We start from the raw sequence: 23619 nt of genomic DNA, 5'->3' as shown, positions 1-23619 counted from the left end.
GTGGTTTTAAAATACGTATATATACGTTTCCTCATCCTGAATGTATGGCATACTGCATTAATCCAGATTGTTCGCAGCGAGAAAATCCTGATAATTGTGCAGTATGTCAATCTTGTGGAACGCCACTTTTATTGCAAAATCGCTACCGACTTACATATCCCCTGCAACTTGAGGCTTTTAGATATACAGAAGTATTTGAAATCGAAGATTTACTAGAACGGGATAAACCCAAGATTCTCAAATCGCTAAAAGAAGTTACGCCTGATTTATTGCGACTATTTGAGCAAGAAGTATCGATACTCACAAGCTTACAACATCCTGGTTTACCTGTTGGTGAAATTGTCTTTCCCCTGGTTTTAAATAGCGGTCGTCCATTACGCTGTTTTGTCATGGAGAAAGTTGAAGGTGAAAATTTACAAACTTGGCTATCTAACAATGAATGTATCACATCCTATAAAATAGCTTTAGATTGGCTGAAGCAACTAGCGCAAATTCTCCGATTTGTGCATGATAATGGTTTTTTTCATCGGGATATTAAGCCAGCAAATATTATGCTTCGCTCTGATGGCAAATTGGTTTTAATTGACTTTGGAACTGCGCGTAAAGTCACACAAACGATAGTTAACAATCAGCCTGTGACTGTAATTGTTTCCAGTGGATATACTGCACCAGAACAGATAAATGGACATGCTGTTTTATCATCAGATTTTTATGCTTTGGGTCGGACTTTTATTTATTTACTAACAGGTATTGACCCTGCACATGATCACCGTGTTCATTCGGCAAATTGGGTTAAATATATTAAAGATAAAAAAACTCCTCAAAGCTTAATTTCTCTGATGCAAACGATGACGGATATTTATCCACAACATCGTCCAGCAACAACTCAAGCGATTTTAGATAAGATTGAGAATATTCAGCAGCATCCACAGTTGCTATGGCGAAAATATTTGCTAATTACTGCTTGTAGTTTATTGCTCACCCTGGGTGCAAAATATATTTATGAGGCAACACGTCCGCGAACTTGTGATAATATTGCAGCTGATCATCTCAGTTGTGGTGAAGAAAGCCTGATTCCTGGAAGCTTTTGGGGTAATGGTCAGCCTCCACGCGAAAAGCAATTAGCCATTGAGCAGTATGGTAACGGAAATTTTGCGGCTGCTGCGGGTTTATTTGAGACTGCTTTTCAGCAGGAACCAGATCCAGAAACTTTAATTTACCTCAACAACGCCAAAATTCAAACGCAATTTCGCCCAGACCAGATTTACACCATAGCAGTTGCGGTTCCTCTTGAACGGGGTACTTTCAAAGGTCTGGAAATACTACGGGGTGCAGCTCAAGCTCAGACCCAGGCGCTGAAAAACAGTATGCCCCTGCGGATTATTATCGCCGATGATAGTAATCGTGACAATAGCAAAGTGGGAAATAGTGCCCGCAACATTGCCCAAGCTTTGTTAAAGTATCAAGATTTACTTGCTGTTGTGGGTCATTATAGCAGTGAAGCAAGCAAACAGACCCTGCCAATTTATACCCAAGCCGGGGTAGTTTTAATTTCTCCAACTAGCACTTCTCATAACCTCAAAAGTCCTTTTTTCTTCCGCACTGTGCCGAGCGCTCGCGTCTCTGCTAAAAAAATTGCTGCCTATATTTTCTCACAGTTAAAACAGCCCCAAGCAGCGATTTTTTACAGCGAGGGTAGCGAATATGCCCAATCTTTATCAAATGCGGTTCGCACAGCCGCAAAATCACTGAAGGGAAATGTAATTGACCATCAGCCAAGTTTCAATCTTGCCAGTAATAATTTTGATGCCAAAACGGCTTTAAATCAAGCCAAAACCCAAGGCGCCACGGCGATTGTCGTCATTCCTGATGCGGGGGTGGGATTGTATAATGCAATTCCCAATGCTTTAACAGTGCTGCGATCTAATATCAACGAAGCTTGGATAGTTGCGGGTGAGAGTCTTTACACTTCTGACTTGCTCAACCCAGACAAAATTTCCTCACCACAGCGAATTGAACGCATAGCCTTAGCGATCGCCTGGCACCCCCTGAATGATACTCGCTCTGCCTTTATACAGCAAGCGCAAACCCTGTGGAAAATCGATCACCAATCACTCCCCACCAACACAGACATCACCTGGCGCACCGCCACCAGCTATGATGCAGTATTCACATTAAGCAAAGCCATCAGTCAAAAGCCTACCCGTCGCAGCATTCAGCAAACACTGGGCCAAGCGCAATTCTCAGTTACAGGCGCAACTGGAGTCATTCGCTTTGAGGGGAGCGATCGCCAAAATGGTACAATGACGATAGTGACCGTGCGTCGTCGTTGTAATTCCACTGGGTTTGTGTTTACCCCAGGCGATATTGTCCGCTGCGTTAAATAACTTCAATTTTTCCTTATAAAAGCACAGGCTGAAAACCCTTGAGTATGTGTATCGCAGCGTGGACATAGGCATTGCTAAGATCAGCATAGAGCAACCTCATCTTAGTTAACCTATGCCTTCACCGTTTCCGGGGATGAACCCTTATTTAGAGCATCCACAACTGTGGACAGAAGTTCACACTCGATTAATTATTGCGATCGCTGATGCAATTTTCCCTTATTTACGACCAAAATACAGAGTAGCTGTGGAAAAACGAGTTTATCAAATGACAGATGGGAATTCTGTTTTAGTTGGTATACCAGATGTAACTATAGCAAAACATATAAAAACCACAGAAAAAGAACCATCTAATATTGCAGTAGCTTCACCACCAGCTAAACCTATAACGGTTAATATCCCCATTCCCGAGGAAGTGCGGGAAAGTTATCTTGAGGTGCGCGAAGTGAGTACAGGGGAAGTGGTGACAGTTATTGAACTTCTCTCACCCAAAAATAAGCGCCCTGGAGAAGGTAGAAAAGCTTACGATACTAAGCGTCAACAAATATTTGGTAGTGGGACTCATTTAGTAGAAATAGACTTGTTGCGTGGGGGCGAACCTATGCCAATTTTGGATCATCAAATTCCGTCAGATTATCGCATTCTGGTGAGTCGCAGTCAATCACGTCCGCAAGCTGAATTATATGCTTTTAATTTACCAGAAAAAATCCCCGCTTTTGTTTTACCGCTTCGTCAGGGTGACACAGAACCATTAGTAGATTTACAAGTTGTCATACAAGATTTATTTGACCGCGCTGGTTTTGATATGGTTATAGATTATAACCTTGAGCCAGTTCCGCCTATTGGGGAAGCTGATGTTATTTGGGTGAATGAGTTGTTAAAAGCGCAAGGTTTGCGTTAAAAGTTCATAGTTAAAAGCTATGAGTTACCAGTTATAGCAGGGGACTGGGGACTGGGAACTGGGGACTGGGTTACAAGTCTGATTGTGTCTAGGTTTTATCATCAGTTATAGGACTTACGCATTGACAAAAAACACAAAATATGTGACTCCAAAAAACCGGAGATGTCGTAGGGGTTTAGCATTGCTAAACCCTTACAACGCGGGTCTGTTTACCATCAAAGTAATAATTAATCAAAGCCTGAAACAACGTATTTTGGTAAAAGCAGACCATACCAAATTTGTACACTGCGTAAGTCCTAAGTAAGTATAGCACTTCCTATTCAGATGAGGTACAAAATTGTATCACGCGATGTAGGGGCACGGCAGTGCCGTGCCCTTACCGATGTACCTCACTAGGGCGAGAAACGCTATAGGCAGAAATGAACCAAACTATGTTAATAAAAGTAAACAAGCCTGAAACTCTTACCAATGACCAATGACAAAGGACAAATGACGACCCTCGACCGTACGGTTCAATAGCCGACCTACTTAAGCACTTTGGCGGTTGCTATAAATAAACCACATGTTTATATCTCACGCATTCGCGTGAGACAAAAATCATCCCATTAATCAGCAACGCCGATTAAATAAACATTTTTTCCTGCTTTTGTCCTAGGGGCGCCCGAACCCCACCCCTACTTCACAACTTTTGTCCGGTGTAAATGGATCGCACTTCGCCATTGCGACGAATGACAACTTCGCCGTTAACGACATTTACAAGTGTCCAACCACTCGAACCAATGCTTTCTCCCACATTAATGCGGTGAGTGACGCCCTCAAAGCTAAACAAAGCAGCAGATTTAGATTTGTCTGCTGACTCTAGCAATCCTTCTAGGATATGGGTAGGAGCAGGAGCAGCAGGTGCGCTTGCGGTGGGTAAAGATGCTGGTTGCTGGGTAGTGGGTGCTGTAGGTAGTTTTGGCGGCGCGGCGCTGAATTGGACTACAGGTATTGCTGGTAGAATATTGGGTGCTTGTCTGACAGCTATGGGCGCGGTTCGGACTTGAACAGGTTTGAGTTCTGTTCGCACAGCAGCAGCCAACATATTAACACCTACGGGCTGGGCTGCTTTTCGTACAGTATTTAGGGCGTTTTTGACTACATCAGGTCGAGATACTTGTGGTGCTGGTGGTTTGGGAGTTACAGGACCAACTGGTGGTGTGTAGCGCATTGGCGCCGGCGCTTGATAAACGGGTATATAGATCCGCTCAACAATGCTGCTAGAACGATTAGGCTGTGGTGGTGTGTTGTTAGCAGTCTGGGGTGGTGGTAGAATACCTGTAGTGGCATCGTTAGCCAGGGCTAAATTCGTTTGGTGAGAATTTGCCCCAATGGCGATTCCTGGCTGGGCAGATTTTTGATTGTTTTTGATCTCTTGTTGATCAATGACTGCTAGCGCACCTAGCATATAATCAACCAATTCGCCTTGAATATCTACTTTTTTCGGCTGGAGGGTGTGGGGTATTTGCAGACTGCCTTGGGCTAATGTCAACGTTAGACGATAGAATAGTCGGGAGTTTAGCAGGTAAATCATGGCGGCGATCGCCACGCCTAAGGTTGTGCCCAAAATTAGCCATCTGCGCCAAGCCAGTCTGGTTTTCTGACGCTTTTTATTAACTGATTTGACCGGCCTAGTTTTTACCTCCCCCCGATTCAAGGGTTTGTTTGTGTATTGAGGAACTCCAGGGACGCTACTTGGCAAGACAATTTGTGGTATTGTCAATGTTTCTGCTACCTGTTCTGCTTTGACAGTGTAGGCTGGCAGATTAAAAGTACCATTGAGAATCTGGTCGATATCCGTAAAGAGTTCATCCATCAAACCATCAGCATAGGTGTCTATTGACCAAGATTCGTTGGTGATCAAGTCGTCTGATGATTCGGAAACAGTTAGATCAGTGCTGGCTTGTTGTAACATAGGCTTTTGGGTTGTGGCTGTGAGGACGGCGCAACACCGCCCCTAGCACCTGGGAATCAGGATTTTTAATTAAATATCGAATCCCCCGTCTAAACTAGACGAGTTGATGGTTCGTTTGTATTAAATTGAACTTTGACTCCAGAGACTGCGGATGATGTCATTTTTTGGTTTATGTCATCTATCATACCAATCTCCTCCCTACTACTATACTCAAGCTTCGTGAAGTTTTGTTGAAGCTAATGCCGGAAACTCTGACTGGGCATTGTTTCTACGTAATTCTAGAAAAATTAATAAAGCATTTATATCCGCAGGATTCACCCCGCCAATCCGTGCGGCTTGACCGATGGTCAGCGGTTTTACCTTGTTCAGCTTCTCCCGTGCTTCCTTAGAAAGGGTATCGATTGTGGTGTAATCTAAATCTGCAGGTAACTGGCGGTGCGCTTGTTTTGCAGTTTGCTCAATCTGATTTTGCTGTCTAGCCAGATACCCAGAATATTTGATGTCAATTTCTGCGCCTTCTTTCTCGTAAGAGTTGAGGTTGGGGTTTCCCAGTCCGTACCCGTCGAGGTTCTGGTAATGGAATCCTGGACGCCGCAGTAAGTCAGCGAGGGTGATTGAGCCTTTGATTGTTTGTTGGGTATCAGCGGCGATCGCCATCCCAATTTCATCATGTTCTTTCACCCGCGTACCATACAACCGTTCTTTTTCGGCGGTAATATTCTCTTGTTTGCGCGAAAATAACTCCCACCTGCGGTCATCAATCAAGCCAATTTCCCGTCCCAGTGGTGTTAAACGCTGGTCGGCGTTATCAGAACGCAGTATTAAGCGGTACTCAGACCTACTAGTAAGCATCCGGTAAGGCTCCCGCAAATCCTTGGTACACAGGTCATCAATCAGCGTACCGATGTAACTTTGCTCACGGGCAAATACCATCATTTCTTGACCGCGTACAAAGCGGGCGGCGTTAATTCCGGCTACCAATCCTTGGGCGGCTGCTTCTTCATAACCTGTGGTACCGTTGATTTGTCCCGCACAAAATAGCCCTGCTACTTTTTTGGTCATCAGTGTCGGGTAACACTGCGTTGCGGGTAAATAGTCATATTCCACAGCATAGGCTGGACGCAGCATAGCGCATTGTTCCAACCCAGGGAGACTACGTAACATTAGCAGTTGCAAATTTTCCGGCAACCCTGTGGAAAACCCTTGAATGTAAAGTTCGGGGATATCTCGTCCTTCGGGTTCAATAAAGATTTGGTGGCTTTCTTTATCAGTAAAGCGGACAATTTTATCTTCAATACTGGGACAATAACGCGGTCCTTTAGCTTCCACCCAACCGCCATAAACTGGGGATAGGTGCAAATTTTCTTGAATTAAGCGATGGGTTTCGGCGGTGGTGCGGGTAATATAGCAAGGCATTTGTTCCCGTTCTACCCACACTTGGGGGTCAAAGCTAAACCAGCTAACTGGTTCATCCCCTGGCTGCAGCAACATTTTACTATAGTCCACCGAGCGCTTATCGACTCGCGCCGGCGTGCCGGTTTTCAGTCGTCCGGTTTCAAAACCGAGGCGATTGAGGGTTTCTGTCAAACCCACAGCCGCAAATTCCCCAGCCCGTCCGGCCGCCATTGATTTGTTCCCCACCCAAATCTTACCACCCAAGAAGGTGCCTGTGGTTAAGATCACCGCTTTGCACTGGAATGTCACACCAAAGTAAGTCTCAACGCCGATAACTTCATCATTCGCGCCCAGTATCAAATCTGTCGCCATTCCTTCGCGAATGGTCAAGTTATCTTGATTCTCGACAATAGCTTTCATGAGTGCTGCATATTCGCGCTTGTCTGTTTGCGCCCTTAAAGCCCAAACTGCTGGACCTCGTGACGAGTTGAGAATCCGCTTTTGCAGGTAGGTACGGTCTGCCATTTTACCAATTTCGCCACCCAAAGCATCGACTTCATGGGTTAGCTGAGATTTGGCTGGACCACCCACAGCAGGGTTACAGGGTTGCCAAGCGATTTTATCTAAGTTGAGTGTCAATAGCAAGGTACGACAGCCGAGGCGTGCAGTGGCTAGGGCTGCTTCGCAACCGGAGTGACCTGCACCGACGACTATGACATCAAAGGCGTCTTGCTCACAAGTTGTTTTGGCAAGGGAATTGTGCATGGTCATAGTTACAGGATCACCAAGGTTAGAGTTATGTTCAATTTTAACTTATAGCGCTTCTCATTCAGATGAGGTACAAAATTGTATCACGCGATGTAGGGGCACGGCACTGCCGTGCCCTTACCGATGTACTACTAGGCTTATAGCACTTCCTATTCAGATGAGGTACAAAATTGTATCACGCGATGTAGGGGCACGGCACTGCCGTGCCCTTACCGATGTACCTCACTAGGGCGAGAAACGCTATACCACAGATACTGGCACATTCGTAGGGTGCGTCAGATGCCAAAAATATGTTGAGAATCACGAAAAACTCAAATCCTACTCTCCGGACAAGATATGTTGAGTGTGACACCTGCGTAAGTCCTATTTAACTTATAGCGCTTCTCATTCAGATGAGGTACAAGATTATATCGCTAGGTGTAGGGGCACGGCAATGCCGTGCCCCTACGGGTGTACCATACTAGGCCGGGAAACGCTATAAATTCGCTCGAAGCAAATTCGCGGTTTGAATCTGCTAAAATCTCCAAAGCTTTCTCTGAATCTTCTCCCACACCACGCGCCGCAGTTACTAGCACTCCAGAATCAATAAAAGTTATCTTCATGCGTCAGTTTCCTGTAATCCACCACGACGACTAGCAATTTCTTTTTCTATTTCATCTCTACTTAATAAAGGTTCACCAGAAGCAATAATTCTAGAGCGAATTTGGCGTAAACTTTCTCCCAAATTAGTTTTATTTGCAGAGGTTTTTAAGCGAAGAAATTCAACAAAATCTAAAACTTCTTCCTGTTTGTCTGGTGGAAGGGAACGCCACTTGGTTAATAATTCTTGTTCTGCACTCATCTTTACTACCTACCTCTGATAATTTGGTAAATTTAAACGTCATTTGACTATGACATTTGCAACTATTACTTGGAATTGTCTAACACTTTCGCCCCCTCCGCCAACCGCGCTGGTGTTTGACATGATTGCAACTCTTTCAACACCTCTGGATGGAATATGAGGTAATTATTGAGCAAGTCGCAACCACTGCGTAATAAATTATCAAAATCCAAATCCCATAAAATTATTGTTTTGTCATCACCTGCAGAAGCTAACTGTTTACCATCGGGGCTATAGGCGACGCTATAGACCCCACCGTTATGACCAGAGAGAGTTTTCACAGCTTTAAGAGTGCTGATATCCCAGATTTTGATGGTGTTGTCACGACTTGCGGAAGCTAACTGTTTACCATCGGGGCTATAGGCGACGCTAATAACCTCCTTGCTATGACCAGTGAGAGTTTTCACAGCTTTAAGAGTGCTGATATCCCAGATTTTGATGGTGTTGTCAAAACTAGCCGAAGCTAACTGTTTACTATCGGGGCTATAGGCGACGCTATTGACCCAAAAGCTATGACCCTTGAGAGTTTTCACAGCTTTAAGAGTGCTGATATCCCAGATTTTGATGGTGCTGTCACCACTTGCGGAAGCTAACTGTTTACCATCGGGGCTATAGGCGACGCTTCTGACCTCACTGCTATGACCAGTGAGAGTTGTCACAGCTTTAAGAGTGCTGATATCCCAGATTTTGATGATGATGTCATAACTAGCCGAAGCTAACTGTTTACCATCGGGGCTATAGGCGACGCTATAGACCTGACTGCTATGACCCTTGAGAGTTTTCACAGCTTGACCTGTGCTGATATCCCAGATTTTGATGGTGTTGTCATAACTAGCCGAAGCTAACTGTTTACCATCGGGGCTATAGGCGACGCTTCTGACCTCACTGCTATGACCAGTGAGAGTTGTCACAGCTTTAAGAGTGCTGATATCCCAGATTTTGATGGTGTTGTCATCACTAGCCGAAGCTAACTGTTTACCATCGGGGCTATAGGCGACGCTATTGACCGGACGGTTATGACCAGTGAGAGTTTTCACAGCTTTACCTGTGCCGATATTCCAGATTTTGATGGTGTTGTCACCACCTGTGGAAGCTAACTGTTTACCATCGGGGCTGTAGGCGACGCTAATGATCACACTGCTATGACCAGTGAGAGTTTTCACAGCTTTAAGAGTGCTGATATCCCAGATTTTGATGGTGTTGTCATCACTAGCCGAAGCTAACTGTTTACCATCGGGGCTATAGGCGACGCTATAGACCGGACCGTTATGACCCTCGAGAGTTTTCACAGCTTGACCTGTGCTGATATCCCAGATGTTGATGGTGTTGTCACCACTAGCCGAAGCTAACTGTTTACCATCGGGGCTATAGGCGACGCTCCTGACCTCCTTGCTATGACCAGTGAGAGTTTTCACAGCTTTAAGAGTGCTGATATCCCAGATTTTGATGGTGTTGTCAAAACTAGCGGAAGCTAACTGTTTACCATCGGGGCTATAGGCGACGCTATTGACCGCACTGCTATGACCAGTGAGAGTTTTCACAGCTTTAAGAGTGCTGATATCCCAGATTTTGATGGTGTTGTCAAAACTAGCGGAAGCTAACTGTTTACCATCGGGGCTATAGGCGACCATAGTGACCCAAAAGCTATGACCAGTGAGAGTTTTCACAGCTTTGCCTGTGCTGAGATCCCAGATTTTGATGGTGTTGTCATAACTTGCGGAAGCTAACTGTTTACCATCGGGGCTATAGGCGACGCTATTGATCCCATCGCTATGACCAGTGAGAGTTTTCACAGCTTGACCTGTGCTGATATCCCAGATTTTGATGGTGTTGTCATCACTAGCGGAAGCTAACTGTTTACCATCGGGGCTATAGGCGACGCTATTGACCCCACGGCTATGACCTTCTAAAGTATTTACCTCAATGGCGCGATTTTCTTTGTTTTCATTTGACTTTAAATCAACCGGTTGCTGTACAGTTAACACAGTTTGCATTTCGATATCGCTTCTGTGCTTTGCCCAAATTGTCTGCTTGGGTTTGTTACCTGCTCTTAAGGCTGTTATTAAAGCATCTCCATGTTGTCCAGATGCAAAATCTGCTTCAGAAGCATTATTGATAGCGCTAATTTGATTAACATTTGCCGCTACTGCCCAATTAGATGTTACCACTGCTAGTCCAGCAAATCCTAAACCTGCATTTATGGTACCAAACAGGGCGCGTTTGAGAACAGGATTGAGTTTGGCTTGACTTTGTTTTCTTTGTTTTCTCTCTTCTTCTAGTTGCGCCAATACCTGTTGTAATTGCGGTGATTTTTGCTCGCGGATAAAGGTTGCCATATAATCATGTACTAGTTGATAAGGGTCGGCGGGGTTTTCTGGTAGCAAAACCACTAAGCCAAATTGGACGAATATCTCTAATACTAAGTGTAAGTGGGATTGGGGACGTGGGGATTTTGAGTATTTGAGGGAGATGAACGGAGTTCTGAGGTGGATGAACGGAGTTCTGAGGGAGATGAACGAAGCTCTGAGGGAGATGAACGGAGTTCTGAGGGAGATGAACGGAGTTCTGAGGGAGATGAACGGAGTTCTGAGGTGGATGAACGGAGTTCTGAGGGAGATGAACGGAGTTCTGAGGGAGATGAACGGAGTTCTGAGGGAGATGAACGAAGCTCTGAGGTGGATGAACGAAGCTCTGAGGTGGATGAACGGAGTTCTGAGGGAGATGAACGAAGCTCTGAGGGAGATGAACGGAGTTCTGAGGGAGATGAACGGAGTTCTGAGGGAGATGAACGGAGTTCTGAGGTGGCACCACTTAATTTACACAGACGTTCCAGGCTGGTAACACTATCAAAAATCTCTGTAATATTATTGATGCGCTCATGTGGTGATAAATCGGGGAAAGCTCTAGCTAATATCATTTGTTGCATCAAAGCCATTCCCTGCTCATGGACACTACCATCAGGCCATTGTACAGGTACCATAGGCAAAACCTTGGGGTCTTCCGGGAAACGCTGAGTCAGCATTCCATAATCATTAGAAAACTTTAAAGACAACGGCATAGTGTAGACTACATGACAATTGAGTTTGGTTAAAAACTCGCCTTGGTCTACAAATAAATATTCCTGTTGTGTACGACCCCAAGGCTTGGTACGATTATCTATCCGGTCGAGGTTATCGACAATCACCACCAGTCCAGTTTTACCCTGTTGTTTCAGTTTAGCGATGCCTGCGGCGGGCTTCGCCTACGCAGGTTCCAACAACTCATGATTAATCGCTGACAACAGCTGGGTTTTTTGCGGCGCCAGATACTGGTTAACTTTTTCCCGTAGAGTTGGGTCACTTTTTATCTTCGTTGTGATTTCACCAATTCCAAAAGACAGAGAAAACTTTTCCTTTTCCGCACTCACACCCACATCACCCACACCGGGAACCTTAGCCTTGACCCCCGTCACCTCAGCGTTTAAGATTTTTTTCGCACCTTCGAGCAACTCATTTAACTTGCTGGGTTGCTCCAGAGTAATTTTATCCAGACTTTGACTAACACGACGAGCGATGCCGAAGGCGGGCGTAGCCATCGCCAACAACACATCAGCGATATCCACATCAGTCATTTCCAGATCATCACTCGACTCAAAATAGACCACATGAAAGCCCAAACGTTCCAACTCCAGCTGTAACCGGACTAGTTCCGTCGATTTACCACAGCCAATATGTCCGGTAAACAAAGTGCAAGTAGCCTCATTTGGCTTAAAAAAAGAAATCTTTTGTTTGATTTTGTTGATAATATCACCACCCCGCACCGGCGAAAAGTCAATATAATACTTCCCATATAAGGCATTATTGACAAACAGAGTCCGGCTGGGGTCAGTTGCTTGAAAGAATCCCCGTAAATCTATAGCCATAAATTTATGAATCTAGTTTTCTGAGCAAACCTGCGTGTCCTTGATTACAAGGATAAAATTATCTACAGTACTTTCAGTCTATTTTCTCGTTTTTATTCAGCAAATCACAAAAATAGCAGAAATGCTCAGGGGGAGATGGGGAAGTTTCAGCCTCAGAACACGGAACTTCGACCTCAGAACACGGAACTTCGACCTCATACCATTTCACCAAAACTCTGATACATATAGAAGCCAGTAGGGGCACGGCATTGCCGTGCCCCTACCAACGTATTTGTATCATACTTAAAGTGAAACTGTATCAGAACACGAAACTTCGACCAATGACCAATGACCAATGACCAATGACAAATGACTAATGACCAATGACCAATGACAAATGACCAATGACTAATGACTAATGACAAATGACCAATGACAAATGACCCAACATACTTACATATATGCAACGAATTCTGCGAAAAACAGCTTTTTTCACTATTATTTTCTTTATTGTTTTTGCGTTAGTAGCTAGTAACGGGATTACCCACCCAAAACCCGTAATTAACACAGTACAACTCAACAGTTGCTTAACTTCTGCTTCCTTACCTTGTACAAACACCCAACCCACTCCCGCTACACCATTTACACCCGACCCACAATTAAATGAGCAACAGCGTTTTTTGTCTGCAATCGCCAATAAGTTATCAACAGTTCCCCAATCTGGTACTTTTGAATATACTTTACTGCGTGCATACGGGGCAGTATTTGTCAATCAAGAACCAGAAATTAAATTACCACAAAAAGTCATCTTAGATAACGAGCAAGAAACCCAGCAATTTCAATCTACTTTGACAATGGGTCTATTTGATGGGACTGGCGATTGTTATTTACAAAAAGTAGCCGCCGATGCTTTAAATAAAGCCCGAACCCTGCAAAATATTCCCCTCAAATCTGGTTATGGTAGTGGTGATTGCACGCGCACTTATGCGACAAATTTAAGATTTTGGCAAAAATACGCTAACAATGAAATTTTAGAAAGAGTGCGTCAGGGTAAAGAAACAAAAATTCTCGGTTTAGTTGCACCACCAGGAACATCACAACATCTCTGGGGATTAGCAATTGATTTACGCATATCAACTCCCCAGCAGAGAAATGCACTCAATCAAAATGGCTGGTTTCAAACTGTAGAAAATGATGTTCCACATTGGACTTATGTAGGGTTGTCTACAGAGAAGTTACCGCTATTTGGGTTTAGAAATCAAATTGTCAGGGGGATTACTTATTGGGTGACGCCACTGTAATTATAGATTTGACAGGCGCACGGTATCTCAACCGTGCCATAACTCCCCGTGCTGTTCGGGGCACCTTATCATATTCCACATATTCTAACACAATTTGCTAGTATCTGTAGGTAGGGAAATGCCCACCAAATCCATGTTTTGGTAGGCAATACCCACGTATAATTCAAAAATCAAATAGCAGCCCTATATATTACGAAAATATGTCCCCAACCCTGACCAATGACCAAGGACGAATGACAAATGACGATCTTACCCAGTACGGTTTATTTGCGCCGACGGACTTATCTGACTTCTACATAACGTAACTCGGCGTTTTTATTCACATCATCAATAGTTGTCAGATAGTTTTTAATAGCTTCTTTGATATTTTCTAACGCCTCTTCCTCAGTTTCTCCCAAAGTCCAACAACCTGGTAAAGCCGGACACCAAATAGCATAGCCGATGTTAGTTTTATTTAACTTGACTTTGTATCGCATATCGAATCAATCGCTTTTGTCAGAATTTTATCGGTTTAAATTAAACAAAAAGTGATCACATGATACTGCAAAAAAAAGAAATCGTAATTAGAGGACTATAATTGAGAATTTGCTGGCACCACAGCTTTCAGTTCTGGTTAATAGCTGTTAATTTCCTGCGTGTCAAGGTTAGTAGTACCGGTTTAGCGCCTTCTGTAGGGACAGCGCATCAGTAAAATTATTTATTTTATGCAGCAAAACATTAGACATTTCTGGAAATGGGGTAGGGGCGCAAGGCCTTGCGCCCCTACCAAGGCCTTGCGCCCCCAGCAAGACTTTCGGACAAAGCATAATTAATTTCCCCAGAGGTTTATAGGGATGCCTTGCCCCTACAAGCATGAACGCATTTTATCTTTAATTACGTTACCTTGCTGACAATTTACTTTCCGTCCACGCTAATAATTATTACAATAAATTCATACCCTAACTCTGGAGTTCTAGCAGTGGGCTTATTTGATGATTTGAGTCGGTTTCTGGAAAACCGTTTAGAAGAATTCTTGCGTAATAATCCACATTTGGAATTAGAAGCGCTGTTAGAACAGCTGCGAGAGCAAGAAGAAGACACCTTAAAGCTGATTGCAGATTTACAATTACAAGAGAAGCGATCGCAAGAGGAAATCCTCTCCACCGCTCAAGAAATCCAGCGTTGGCACATCCGCGTCCAAAAGGCCAAAGCCGCTGGTAGAGAAGATTTGGCAACTCCGGCGCAAGCCAGAGAAGCAGCCCTATTGCGCGAAGGAAACCAGCGCTGGGGACATATGCAAGGGTTGAAAGAACGCATAGAGCAATCTAAAGCACTACTGCAAAAAATTCAGATCCGCCGACAGGAGGTGCAAACTAAAGCTAGAGAAGCACAGGCAGCACGTGCTAAAGTTCAAACTCAGCAGCGCTTAGAAACAAATGGCTGGTCAAATCCCAGTAGTAGTTATTCTAGTGGTTTTGACGACTTAGACGACAAGTTTCGCCGTTGGGAAACCGAAGATGAATTAGAACGAATGAAACGTAATTTAGGTAAATAAGTAGCTATCATTGCCGGCGTACACCAGGACATATGAAAATGGTCATGGGGCATAGGGCATGGGGCATCTGTATTTTACATCGATATTGGTCGAAATATTATTTTCAAGTCAGATCAATGGTATACAGTGTAGTACTGTGTCAAGATAAAAATGATGGACTGTAGTGCGGGCATCTTGCCCGCGTGAGCGAGACGCTCACACTACCAAAAATCCCTCAAAACAAAATTGACAGACTAGTAGGGGCAAGACATCCAAAATCTTTTCTTCTAATGACAATTTTATTCGTGCCGTGCCCCTACGACAATTTTCCTTACAGCAATTTTCACTCATTTGAACCGCAGATCTTCGTAGGGGCGCAAGGCCTTGCGCCCCAAAAGCGTGGTCTATTTACCTGAAAATGGCTGTAAGTGAACTGTATTGCCTTATCAATTACAATGGCTGATATGAAAGCCAGAATCGAAAATCAAGTACTGATTATTCACCACGAAGACCTACCAGAGTTTAAAAAGGGTGGTTCTGTGGTGAGAAATTCTTATTTTTGGGCGCTACGTTCAATTGCGGGTAAAGCTGGGCGTTATGGTGATTGGGAATATGAGCCGGAGGTTTGGCTGGCGCTGTCGCGGATGTTGTCGTCGTTTGCTGAGTCTGGATATTTAGGTTACCGAGAAACTTTGTTGGAGTTTCCCTTGTCTCAAGGGGAAATTCCAGAGGTGTTGCGATATGTGTCTACTTGGGAGTGATTATCACAAGATATACATATCCCCGTAGGGGCGCAAGGCCTTGCGCCCCTACCGCGTGGACTTGCGCCTCATCAATCCTCAATCACTTTTAGCTGAAACAGAAACCTATGACCAGAGTCAATCTAGACTTATACCGTTTCACTTTAAGTATGATACAAATACGTTGGTAGGGGCACGGCATTGCCGTGCCCCTACTGGCTTCTATATGTATCAGAGTTTTGGTGAAATGGTATTACCCGAAGAAGTATTCTCAGCCCGTCGTCTAGCCCCAGATGATTTTGTGCGTAATATGCGCCTAGCTGCGGCTATCTACTGGTATCAAAAGGGTGAAATATCCCAGGAAAAAGCTGCCCAAATTGCAGGTTTAAACCGCCGCGACTTTCTTGCAGCCCTTGCCCGTGAGCAAGTAGATGTTTTTGCTGTAGACTTTGATGACTTGCAACAAGAATTAAACCGTGGTTGAACTGATCGCTAAATGATCAATGCTGATGAATTATTGAGGCGCTAAAGCGCTACTACGAGCAAAGAAAAATCCTCAAGAAATTGGTTCAAAGACCATTTGCGGAATCAATACACCTTCTTGTGATTGTCCAATACCTAAAAAGCGAGTCTGTGCGTCATAAACTCGCACTATCTCAGACGCATCATTGGTGAGAGGAATTCGCTGACCTTGGCACCATTTCTGGGCAGTGATTGTTGGTAAGCTAATAGATGGGAGATGCTGCAAGACGACATCTGGACCAATCGGTTGAAATGTCCCCGCTTGCAGTTGTGTTTCTAAGTCGGTTAAGGTGAGGCTGTCTGTCAACTGAAACCCGCTGCTTTGGGTACGTGTCAAAGCGGCCAGGGTACCGCCAGTTTCTAAGATAGCGCCTAAATCACGAGCGATCGCCCTAATATATGTACCACTACCACAGGCGATCGCAATATCCAATTCGGGAAAATCCCCTTCTCGCCAGTCTAAAATTTCTATCTGAAAAACCTCAACTGTTCTCACTGGAACTTCGACCGCTTCGCCTCGCCGTGCTAAGTCGTATAAGCGTTTCCCATCAACTTGAATTGCGCTGTAACTTGGTGGAATCTGCTCGATTTTACCCTCAAATTGTGGCAATGCTGTTTTTACTTCAGCCAAACTCAATCCGGGACTTGGAAGAGCCGCGATAATTTCCCCTTGTAAATCATCCGTTGTCGTGCGTACACCTAACCGAATCGTCGCTTTATAAGCTTTATTTCCTGATAAATATTGTAATAATCTGGTGGCTTTACCAAGTGCGATGGGTAATACCCCAATAGCGGCTGGATCTAAAGTTCCCCCATGTCCTACACGTTTAAGGCGCAGGAGTTTCCGCACCCGCGCCACACAGTCATGAGAAGTCCAGTCAAATGGTTTATTTAAATTCAGAAAACCTTCCACAGTCAAATTTTTACTGGACAACTAAACTCCTATTTTACCAAAACCGGTCGTAGAACGATGGGGTTTTAGACGCAATTTTTCGATAAAAAACTCCAATCCCCAATAGTAAGGAGTAATGAGTAATGAGTAAGGAGTAATGAGTAATGAGTAAATTAATCCAATCCCCAATCCCCAATCCCCAATCCCCAATCCCCAATCCCCAGCGATGCACTGAGCTTGCCGAAGTGTCCCCAATCCCCAGTCCCTATTTTCAAGCAAGGAAGATCATCACATGCAGTAGGGTAACACCAACATCTAACATCCAAAATCCAAAATTAACTATGGAGTTGGAAGAGTCATTTTGAAAGGGTTTGGCTTCTTTGCGATTACCCTCAACCCCTTGGGCTAATTCAGTGGAGTTAAAAGACTCAACTAAACTCAAACTCAGAGATTTGGTAGAAATGGTTTTAGCGTAGGCGGCGTTAAGATAGGGAAGGTATTTTGAAGTTCCGTTAACATAAGTTTGGAAAAAAGGCAAACTCAAAGCGTTGACGTAACGTCGCGCTTGCGCTGGATTATCGCCAATTACTTGCGAAGGTAATCCCACGGCTTCACTCTCACCGTTTCCGTTACCAATGGTGGAAAAGTGGGTTCCACCTACAAGCATGACGAGGTACTTTTGTGAATTGGCAAACCAGGAGAATGGTAAAATTTGTTCGTATAAAGCTGGTGCAACAGTGTCATCACTACTGCCAATGAGCATCACGGGAATGCGAATTTGGCTTAAACCGGTTTTCCCAAAAATTGAGCTAGTAATGGGGTTCGCGGCGATTACTGCTTTAACTCTGTCGTCCTGTAAGTTATAACTTTTGTTCTTTAATTTTACAGCGCCACACTGCAGCAATAATGACATATTCCATGTCTGTTGCAGTGCCTCTGGTTGACAGTCTTTTTCCAGTTGTTCAAAGTTAATTTTAGCGCCAGCAAGAGCCAAAGCTGTATAGCCACCCAAGGATTGACCAAAGACGCCAACTTGTTGCAGATTTAACCGACCTTTGAACCGTGGATCAGACTGGTTACTTGTTTCCAGTTGATTTAATATATATTTTACATCTAACGGTCGGTCTTGAAATTCATCGGGTTCGGCGACTTCATTGGCCTTTCCATTGAGAAGCGATCGCAATTGTTTGCTGTCGCTACCCGGATGATTGGGAACAACGATAGCAAATCCGTGAGATGCTAGGTGGGTGGCTAAATATTGGAAGTTGCTGCTGTCTGAACCCAAACCGTGAGAAATCACAATTACCGGTGCGGGTTGATTGCCATTAGGAATGTAAATATCAGTCAACAATAGCCTGTTGCGGGTCAAGTCGAAAAACTTTAGTGTAGTTTTTTGCGACTTAAAGCTTCCCGGACGCCGTAAATCTGCCAATTGCGCGAAATTCGTGGGCGCTGGGGTGGTTTGTGCTTCTATATGAGATTTTTTGCTAACAGCGGCGATCGCCTGGCTGGTTTGACTAACGAGTTTCTCCAGTTCCGCAGCGATTCCCAAAGTATTTGCTAAATCGATGTGGATGCTGCTGGTGGGATATTTCTTTAACAGATTTAATAACGTTAATCCCTCTGGTTCCCCAGAAGCTGAAATTAGCGCTGACCGTAAAGCATCAAATCCGGGTTGCGCTTCCCCAGATTGGGTTTTAATCGCTTGGGCTAACCGTCGCAGCAGGAATTCGCCTTGCGGTGTGTTCAGGAATTGGGAAACTACCACTGGACTAACTTTCACAGGTGTGATTAAAATCTGCCGCAATTCCTGTAGCTGTTGTGCCGGGACATATTTTTGATAAACTGCTAATTCATCATCAATTACATCATTGTTAACGTACTTTTCCAAAGAATTGACCGGAATGGACAGTTCTAAGGGTGAATAAGATCCATATATTCGTTCTGCTGCCATCGCAGAATTACTGATTGCACATGTTGGCAGCAGCATTGACAGAACCAGCGATAGAGAACTATTTCTCAGGACGCTAGCCCAATTACCAAGCAAACTATTCATCGCTCAACTTGTTCGGTGATGTTGTGTCACGAGGCGTTGGCTTTGGTAGTTATTTGGACACCCCAGATTACTTAAATATTAATCGCCTCAGTCTTATGTAATTTTTTGAGTTTTTTTGCTTTGTTACAATGCACAAAATGAAATGTAACAGAGCTACACAGGTATGGAAATTATCCGCCTGGGAAGTCTTGACTCAATTAGCTTTCGCTTACTTTGAAATCATAACAAACAAAAATTTTGCCTGCCTCAGTATTTATAATGTAACTTTGAATATGCGATTATTAGTATTAATTAAAGTTCCAGTAATAACTCTGGAAAAAATGCCAAGTCTTGGCATTTTCTCATGACATCCTTACAGCACCAACTACCACTAAAACAGCGCCAACTATTGCGATTAATGTAATTTGTTCCGCTGGTATGAAATCAGGTGCAATTACTGATATAACCTCTACAGCGATTAAAGTTACAATGGGTGCTATGGCTAATACCGCGCTTACCCGTGATGCTTCCCAATGTGCTAATGATTCGGCAAAAGCTCCATAAGCAATAAGCGTATTTAGGGCACAAAAAATTAATGTTGCTAAATGGACATAACCTAAGGGAAGAATTGTTGTTTGTTTAGCAAATGGTGTGAATAAATAAGCACAGCCCCCGTAAATTATTAACATAATGTGACTTGAAGATAAAGACTGTAATAACTGCTTTTGTGCCAAGGCATAAATAGCCCATGCTAATGCTCCAAGCGCAATTAAACCACTTCCCAGAAGATATTCCTTCTCGGCTGTTATTAAATTTGTTAATTGTTCAAGGAAAAACAAAATGTAACCAAATATCATGACGCCAACACCAATCCATTGGTGTAGCTGATACTTTTCACCAAAAACAATAAGTCCTCCCAAACCTAATAACAAATTAGATAACTGAATAATAACTTCAGCGTTAGCAGCTGATGTGAGTGATAAACCTTGCAAAAACAGAAAATAATTTATCGCTAAACCGATTGTAGCGATCGCTAACAAATGCCAAGAGGTGTCACGCAGTTGTGCTAACGTTGGTAATTGACCCCGTAAGCCTAAATAAATAGCTAGCAAGCCAAAAGACACCAAAAAGCGAAACCAAATTACGGTGTAGACATCCAGTGCTTGCAGCGTTACCTTTAAAGCAATAGGTAAAATTCCCCATAAAAAAACCGTCAATAGTGATAAAGCCAGCCCTAAGCGCCAGCGTCCTGAAGTTTCATGCATCATAATGTTTAGTAAGTCGGAGTAAATCAAATAGGGGCGCAAGGCCTAAGGCCAATAGGGGCGCAAGGCCTTGCGCCCCTACATGGTTTGACCAAGCGAATTTTAGATTTTAGATTTTAGATTTAATCCAAAATTCAAGATCTAAAATCTAAAATTCTGCGAGGTCTTGCTCGTACCCCAAAAAATCTAAAATCCAAAACTTGTACTGAGCGAAGTCGTTGGCGTAGCCTCTCGTAGAGAAGTATCCAAAATCCAAAATCTAAAATTCGGAGGGTCATGCCTCAGATAGGTGATCGCATTGTAGCAAAGACTATGGCTCGCTGGCATTTCCACCCATAAAGGGATCGGGTTTTACGCTCGAAGAATAAAAAACCACGTCTCTTGAATCTTAGGTAACTATTCTAGGTGAATTATACCTATCAAGGTTCACGGTTCAACAAATGAGGCAAAAATCGCAATTTTTCCGCCTTGACTTTAAATTGATAACATATATCTTTATAAAGATTTGCTGTGCTAAATTTTGTGCCTGGACTTCAGTTTCCGGGGCGCAAGGCCTTGCGCCCCTAATGATTACAATGAATTTTGTTTCGCGTATATTGCTTTCCCTTCGGACTGTTTGCGTAGCTTGTTTAATATAAGAGCAAGACGAAAACAACACCTCTTACCCAATCGCGAATCCCCAATCCCCTATACACGGAAGTTTGCCTAATGACACCGGATATACTGATGAACCCGGAGACAATTTTATGGGAAGGAAAAACTTTTATTCCCGCAGAACAATTACCTATTCCCGAATGGCCATGTGTTGTCAGTCAAAGACCACAACTGACGCTGACACTTAAAGATGATGATTTATTCTTGGTTACAGATACTATCGGGAATATTTCTGGTTGTTCCCTCAATGGTGGGAACCCCAGCATGGGACTATTTTGCTGTGATACACGATTTCTGAATCGCCTAGAGTTGCAGATTGAAGGGCGATCGCCTGTGCTACTGAGCAGTACTGCCGAAAAAGGCTTCTCCCTCTCAGTTTTGTGTACTAACCCCAAAATTGAGGAATGTCTCAGAGCCGATACTGTAGGGATTCGTCGAGAAATTGTGCTAAATGGCGCACTCTTTGAAGAGATAGAGCTTTCCAATTATAGCACAACTCCGGTGAGATTTGACCTTAGTGTCAGTTTCGATGCCGATTTTGTCGATTTATTTGAAGTTCGGGGCTATGATAGAGAACAACGGGGTAGACTTTTACGCCTGTTAGACACGACACATGAGGATGGTGTTTCCTCCCCACAAACTCAACCAAATGTGTTTAAGGAAGAATCCTTGACACTGGCCTATCAAGGTGTGGATGGCTCGGTGATGGAATCGCGGATTCACTTCCAGCATCGGCAACCAGACCATATTAAGGGTTATACTGCGGTTTGGCAGTTAGAATTAGCTTCTCATGAAACCCAAAAGTTGGGTTATCGCTTAAATTTGTTGCGAAATAACCAATCTACTTCAACTGTCAACGCAGCTGTTACCTTAGGACAGGCGAAAGCCGCTGAGTTGATGGAAGAACAACAGTGGGTGCAAGAAATTACTCGCATTAGCTCAGATAAGAGCATTTTCAATCGAGTGATTGAACGGGCTGAACAAGATATGTATTTGTTGCGCCAGTCTTTTGGTAAGTATAAAACTCTTTCGGCGGGAGTTCCTTGGTTTTCGGCGCTGTTTGGGCGAGATTCACTAATTACAGCTTTCCAGACACTGATGTTGAATCCGCAAATTGCCAAAGAAACCTTGATGCTTTTAGCGTTATATCAAGGTAAAGTTGAGAATGAGTGGCGTGAAGAAGAACCAGGCAAAATTTTACACGAGTTGCGGATGGGGGAAATGGCTCGTTGTCAGGAAATTCCCCATACACCCTACTACGGTACGGTCGATGCGACTCCGCTTTGGCTGATGCTGTATTCTGAATACTATGCTTGGACTCACGATCAAGAAACTCTAGATCAACTTTGGCCTAATGCTCTAGCAGCAATGGAATGGATTGATCGCAATACCAAACACAGCAGTTACCTCAGTTACTTCCGTAAATCCAAACGCGGTCTGGCTAACCAAGGCTGGAAAGACTCAGGGGACTGTATTGTAGACAATAAAGGAGAGCTAGCCAACGGACCTATCGCCCTTTGTGAGGTTCAAGCTTATGTTTATGCAGCAAAAATCCGCCTAGGAGAAATTGCGCGGATGAAAAAGCGGCTTGACCTAGCAGACCGTTGGGTTGAAGAAGCCAGAAATCTCAAGGTTCGTTTCAATAAAGACTTTTGGATAGAAGAGCAGGATTTCTGCGCCCTGGCTTTGGATGGTGAAGGCCAGCATGTCAACAGTATTACCTCAAATCCTGGTCATTGTCTACAAGTGGGTATCTTTACACCCGAAAAAGCCTATAGTGTAGCCGAGCGGTTGCGGGCACCTGATATGTTTAATGGTTGGGGCATTCGCACCTTGAGTAGTTTGTCACCAGCGTACAATCCGATGGGCTATCATGTGGGTTCGGTTTGGCCTCATGACAACGCCATAATTGCAATGGGGTTGCGATCGCTTGGTCTGGTCGATCAAGCCCTGGAAGTCTTCCAAGGTTTGTTTGATATGACTAGTCAACAACCATATCAACGTCCACCAGAACTCTTGTGCGGTTACGAACGTAAAGGTGATCAAGCCCCCGTACAGTATCCGGTTGCTTGTAGTCCTCAAGCTTGGGCGACTGGTAGTATTTTTCAATTATTGCAAATGGTGGTCAACTTAGTACCTGACGCTCAAAATAACTGCTTAAGAATCATTGACCCCAGTTTGCCTGAGTCGATTAATCGTTTATCATTGCACAATTTGCGCGTAGGTCCTACCATCCTCGATTTGGAATTTGAGCGTTCTGGTAGCACTACTGCTTGTCGTGTAGCCAAAAAACGCGGTAATTTGCGGGTAGTGATCGAAGCTTAAATAAAGTGAGGAGTCAACCGATTTTGGGTTTTGGATTAACCCTCCGAATTTTAGATTTTGGATTTTAGATTTTTTGGGGTACGAGCAAGACCTCGCAGAATTTTAGATTTTGGATTTTGAATTTTGGATTCAATCTAAAATCTAAAATTGGCTTGGTCAAGGGTCAAAAGTCCAGGTTTTTTGGACTCTTGACTTTTGACCCTTGTCTGC

The 23619-nt window shown here is 43.9% G+C and carries 19 protein-coding genes and 1 pseudogene; 8 read left to right on the top strand and 12 right to left on the bottom strand.

Going from position 1 to position 23619, the window contains the following annotated elements:
* The first annotated feature begins 44 nt into the window (after positions 1-44).
* Positions 45-2387, top strand: coding sequence for a bifunctional serine/threonine-protein kinase/ABC transporter substrate-binding protein (locus HEQ19_13850; protein ID WYM00441.1), 2343 nt, complete (start codon positions 45-47; stop codon positions 2385-2387).
* Between the two features lie 112 nt (positions 2388-2499).
* Entirely contained in the window at positions 2500-3285 is a 786-nt protein-coding gene (locus HEQ19_13845; protein ID WYM00440.1) for a DUF4058 family protein, read from the top strand.
* A gap of 679 nt (positions 3286-3964) precedes the next feature.
* Here HEQ19_13845 and HEQ19_13840 read toward each other — a convergent pair.
* The 5 genes from HEQ19_13840 to HEQ19_13820 all read right to left on the bottom strand — a co-directional run bounded on the left by HEQ19_13840 (position 3965) and on the right by HEQ19_13820 (position 10666).
* Positions 3965-5239 (bottom strand): hypothetical protein, encoded by a 1275-nt coding sequence (locus HEQ19_13840; GenBank protein ID WYM00439.1) that lies wholly within the window; start codon positions 5237-5239, stop codon positions 3965-3967.
* Between the two features lie 210 nt (positions 5240-5449).
* Entirely contained in the window at positions 5450-7405 is a 1956-nt protein-coding gene (gene mnmG / locus HEQ19_13835) for a tRNA uridine-5-carboxymethylaminomethyl(34) synthesis enzyme MnmG (protein WYM00438.1), read from the bottom strand.
* A 410-nt stretch (positions 7406-7815) separates the two neighbouring features.
* Entirely contained in the window at positions 7816-8004 is a 189-nt protein-coding gene (locus HEQ19_13830; GenBank protein ID WZI67208.1) for a hypothetical protein, read from the bottom strand.
* Positions 8001-8243 carry a DUF2281 domain-containing protein gene (locus HEQ19_13825; protein ID WYM00437.1) on the bottom strand — a complete coding sequence of 81 codons (243 nt, stop codon included), beginning with the start codon at positions 8241-8243 and terminating at the stop codon, positions 8001-8003. The genes HEQ19_13830 and HEQ19_13825 overlap by 4 nt, the downstream gene beginning before the upstream one ends.
* Positions 8244-8308: 65 nt before the next feature.
* Positions 8309-10666 carry a WD40 repeat domain-containing protein gene (locus HEQ19_13820; GenBank protein WYM03401.2) on the bottom strand — a complete coding sequence of 786 codons (2358 nt, stop codon included), beginning with the start codon at positions 10664-10666 and terminating at the stop codon, positions 8309-8311.
* Between the two features lie 85 nt (positions 10667-10751).
* Between HEQ19_13820 and HEQ19_30985 the strand changes: the two genes are divergently transcribed.
* Positions 10752-11123: a hypothetical protein gene (locus HEQ19_30985; protein WZI67248.1), complete on the top strand. Its 372-nt coding sequence runs from the start codon at positions 10752-10754 to the stop codon at positions 11121-11123.
* Here HEQ19_30985 and HEQ19_13815 read toward each other — a convergent pair.
* Positions 11089-12183: pseudogene (locus HEQ19_13815) on the bottom strand (ATP-binding protein). The gene HEQ19_30985 and the pseudogene HEQ19_13815 sit on opposite strands and share 35 nt — an antisense overlap.
* A gap of 194 nt (positions 12184-12377) precedes the next feature.
* Positions 12378-12629, bottom strand: coding sequence for a hypothetical protein (locus tag HEQ19_13810; GenBank protein WYL98114.1), 252 nt, complete (start codon positions 12627-12629; stop codon positions 12378-12380).
* Here HEQ19_13810 and HEQ19_13805 point away from each other — a divergent pair.
* Positions 12624-13463 carry a D-alanyl-D-alanine carboxypeptidase family protein gene (locus HEQ19_13805; GenBank protein WYM00436.1) on the top strand — a complete coding sequence of 280 codons (840 nt, stop codon included), beginning with the start codon at positions 12624-12626 and terminating at the stop codon, positions 13461-13463. The two genes, HEQ19_13810 and HEQ19_13805, sit on opposite strands and share 6 nt — an antisense overlap.
* Positions 13464-13744: 281 nt before the next feature.
* On the opposite strand, the gene HEQ19_13800 is transcribed toward HEQ19_13805, so the two are convergent.
* On the bottom strand, positions 13745-13939 hold the full coding sequence (locus HEQ19_13800; protein WYM00435.1) for a type II toxin-antitoxin system HicB family antitoxin: 195 nt from the start codon (positions 13937-13939) through the stop codon (positions 13745-13747).
* A 482-nt stretch (positions 13940-14421) separates the two neighbouring features.
* Here HEQ19_13800 and HEQ19_13795 point away from each other — a divergent pair, with 482 nt between their 5' ends.
* The 3 genes from HEQ19_13795 (at position 14422) to HEQ19_13785 (ending at position 16200) form a co-directional block, all read left to right on the top strand.
* Positions 14422-14997, top strand: coding sequence for a TIGR04376 family protein (locus tag HEQ19_13795; GenBank protein WYM00434.1), 576 nt, complete (start codon positions 14422-14424; stop codon positions 14995-14997).
* Between the two features lie 443 nt (positions 14998-15440).
* Positions 15441-15737 (top strand): hypothetical protein, encoded by a 297-nt coding sequence (locus tag HEQ19_13790; protein WYM00433.1) that lies wholly within the window; start codon positions 15441-15443, stop codon positions 15735-15737.
* Between the two features lie 205 nt (positions 15738-15942).
* Complete coding sequence (locus HEQ19_13785; GenBank protein ID WYM03400.2) at positions 15943-16200, top strand: UPF0175 family protein; 258 nt, start codon at positions 15943-15945, stop codon at positions 16198-16200.
* A gap of 72 nt (positions 16201-16272) precedes the next feature.
* Here HEQ19_13785 and truB read toward each other — a convergent pair whose 3' ends face one another.
* The 4 genes from truB to HEQ19_13765 form a co-directional block, all read right to left on the bottom strand.
* Positions 16273-17151 (bottom strand): tRNA pseudouridine(55) synthase TruB, encoded by an 879-nt coding sequence (truB, locus tag HEQ19_13780; GenBank protein ID WYM03399.1) that lies wholly within the window; start codon positions 17149-17151, stop codon positions 16273-16275.
* 21 nt (positions 17152-17172) lie between these two features.
* Positions 17173-17409, bottom strand: a complete 237-nt coding sequence (locus tag HEQ19_13775; GenBank protein WYM00432.1) for a hypothetical protein — start codon at positions 17407-17409, stop codon at positions 17173-17175.
* Positions 17402-19186 carry an alpha/beta hydrolase gene (locus HEQ19_13770; GenBank protein ID WYM00431.1) on the bottom strand — a complete coding sequence of 595 codons (1785 nt, stop codon included), beginning with the start codon at positions 19184-19186 and terminating at the stop codon, positions 17402-17404. Before HEQ19_13770 ends, HEQ19_13775 begins: the two co-directional genes overlap by 8 nt.
* A gap of 341 nt (positions 19187-19527) precedes the next feature.
* A complete protein-coding gene (locus HEQ19_13765; protein ID WYM03398.1) occupies positions 19528-20430 on the bottom strand; it encodes a DMT family transporter in 903 nt (300 codons plus the stop codon).
* A 708-nt stretch (positions 20431-21138) separates the two neighbouring features.
* On the opposite strand from HEQ19_13765, the gene HEQ19_13760 reads away from it, so the two are divergent.
* A complete protein-coding gene (locus HEQ19_13760) occupies positions 21139-23409 on the top strand; it encodes an amylo-alpha-1,6-glucosidase (GenBank protein WYM00430.1) in 2271 nt (756 codons plus the stop codon).
* Positions 23410-23619: the final 210 nt, after the last annotated feature.

It is taken from the genome of Gloeotrichia echinulata CP02, assembly GCA_038087035.1.
Lineage (GTDB): Bacteria > Cyanobacteriota > Cyanobacteriia > Cyanobacteriales > Nostocaceae > Gloeotrichia > Gloeotrichia echinulata.
Note: the sequence above shows the minus strand (reverse complement) of the source record. Positions and strands in the feature narration are given on the sequence as shown.

What these genes read in the sequence shown, in the direction of transcription:
- HEQ19_13800 (WYM00435.1), bottom strand. Translation starts at nt 13,939, where the DNA reads ATGCGATACAAAGTCAAGTTAAATAAAACTAACATCGGCTATGCTATT.
- HEQ19_13830 (WZI67208.1), bottom strand. Translation starts at nt 8,004, where the DNA reads ATGAAGATAACTTTTATTGATTCTGGAGTGCTAGTAACTGCGGCGCGT.
- HEQ19_30985 (WZI67248.1), top strand. Translation starts at nt 10,752, where the DNA reads ATGAACGGAGTTCTGAGGTGGATGAACGGAGTTCTGAGGGAGATGAAC.
- HEQ19_13850 (WYM00441.1), top strand. Translation starts at nt 45, where the DNA reads ATGGCATACTGCATTAATCCAGATTGTTCGCAGCGAGAAAATCCTGAT.
- HEQ19_13790 (WYM00433.1), top strand. Translation starts at nt 15,441, where the DNA reads ATGAAAGCCAGAATCGAAAATCAAGTACTGATTATTCACCACGAAGAC.
- HEQ19_13785 (WYM03400.2), top strand. Translation starts at nt 15,943, where the DNA reads ATGTATCAGAGTTTTGGTGAAATGGTATTACCCGAAGAAGTATTCTCA.
- mnmG (WYM00438.1), bottom strand. Translation starts at nt 7,405, where the DNA reads ATGACCATGCACAATTCCCTTGCCAAAACAACTTGTGAGCAAGACGCC.
- HEQ19_13840 (WYM00439.1), bottom strand. Translation starts at nt 5,239, where the DNA reads ATGTTACAACAAGCCAGCACTGATCTAACTGTTTCCGAATCATCAGAC.
- HEQ19_13805 (WYM00436.1), top strand. Translation starts at nt 12,624, where the DNA reads ATGCAACGAATTCTGCGAAAAACAGCTTTTTTCACTATTATTTTCTTT.
- HEQ19_13760 (WYM00430.1), top strand. Translation starts at nt 21,139, where the DNA reads ATGACACCGGATATACTGATGAACCCGGAGACAATTTTATGGGAAGGA.
- HEQ19_13845 (WYM00440.1), top strand. Translation starts at nt 2,500, where the DNA reads ATGCCTTCACCGTTTCCGGGGATGAACCCTTATTTAGAGCATCCACAA.
- HEQ19_13770 (WYM00431.1), bottom strand. Translation starts at nt 19,186, where the DNA reads ATGAATAGTTTGCTTGGTAATTGGGCTAGCGTCCTGAGAAATAGTTCT.
- HEQ19_13825 (WYM00437.1), bottom strand. Translation starts at nt 8,243, where the DNA reads ATGAGTGCAGAACAAGAATTATTAACCAAGTGGCGTTCCCTTCCACCA.
- HEQ19_13765 (WYM03398.1), bottom strand. Translation starts at nt 20,430, where the DNA reads ATGCATGAAACTTCAGGACGCTGGCGCTTAGGGCTGGCTTTATCACTA.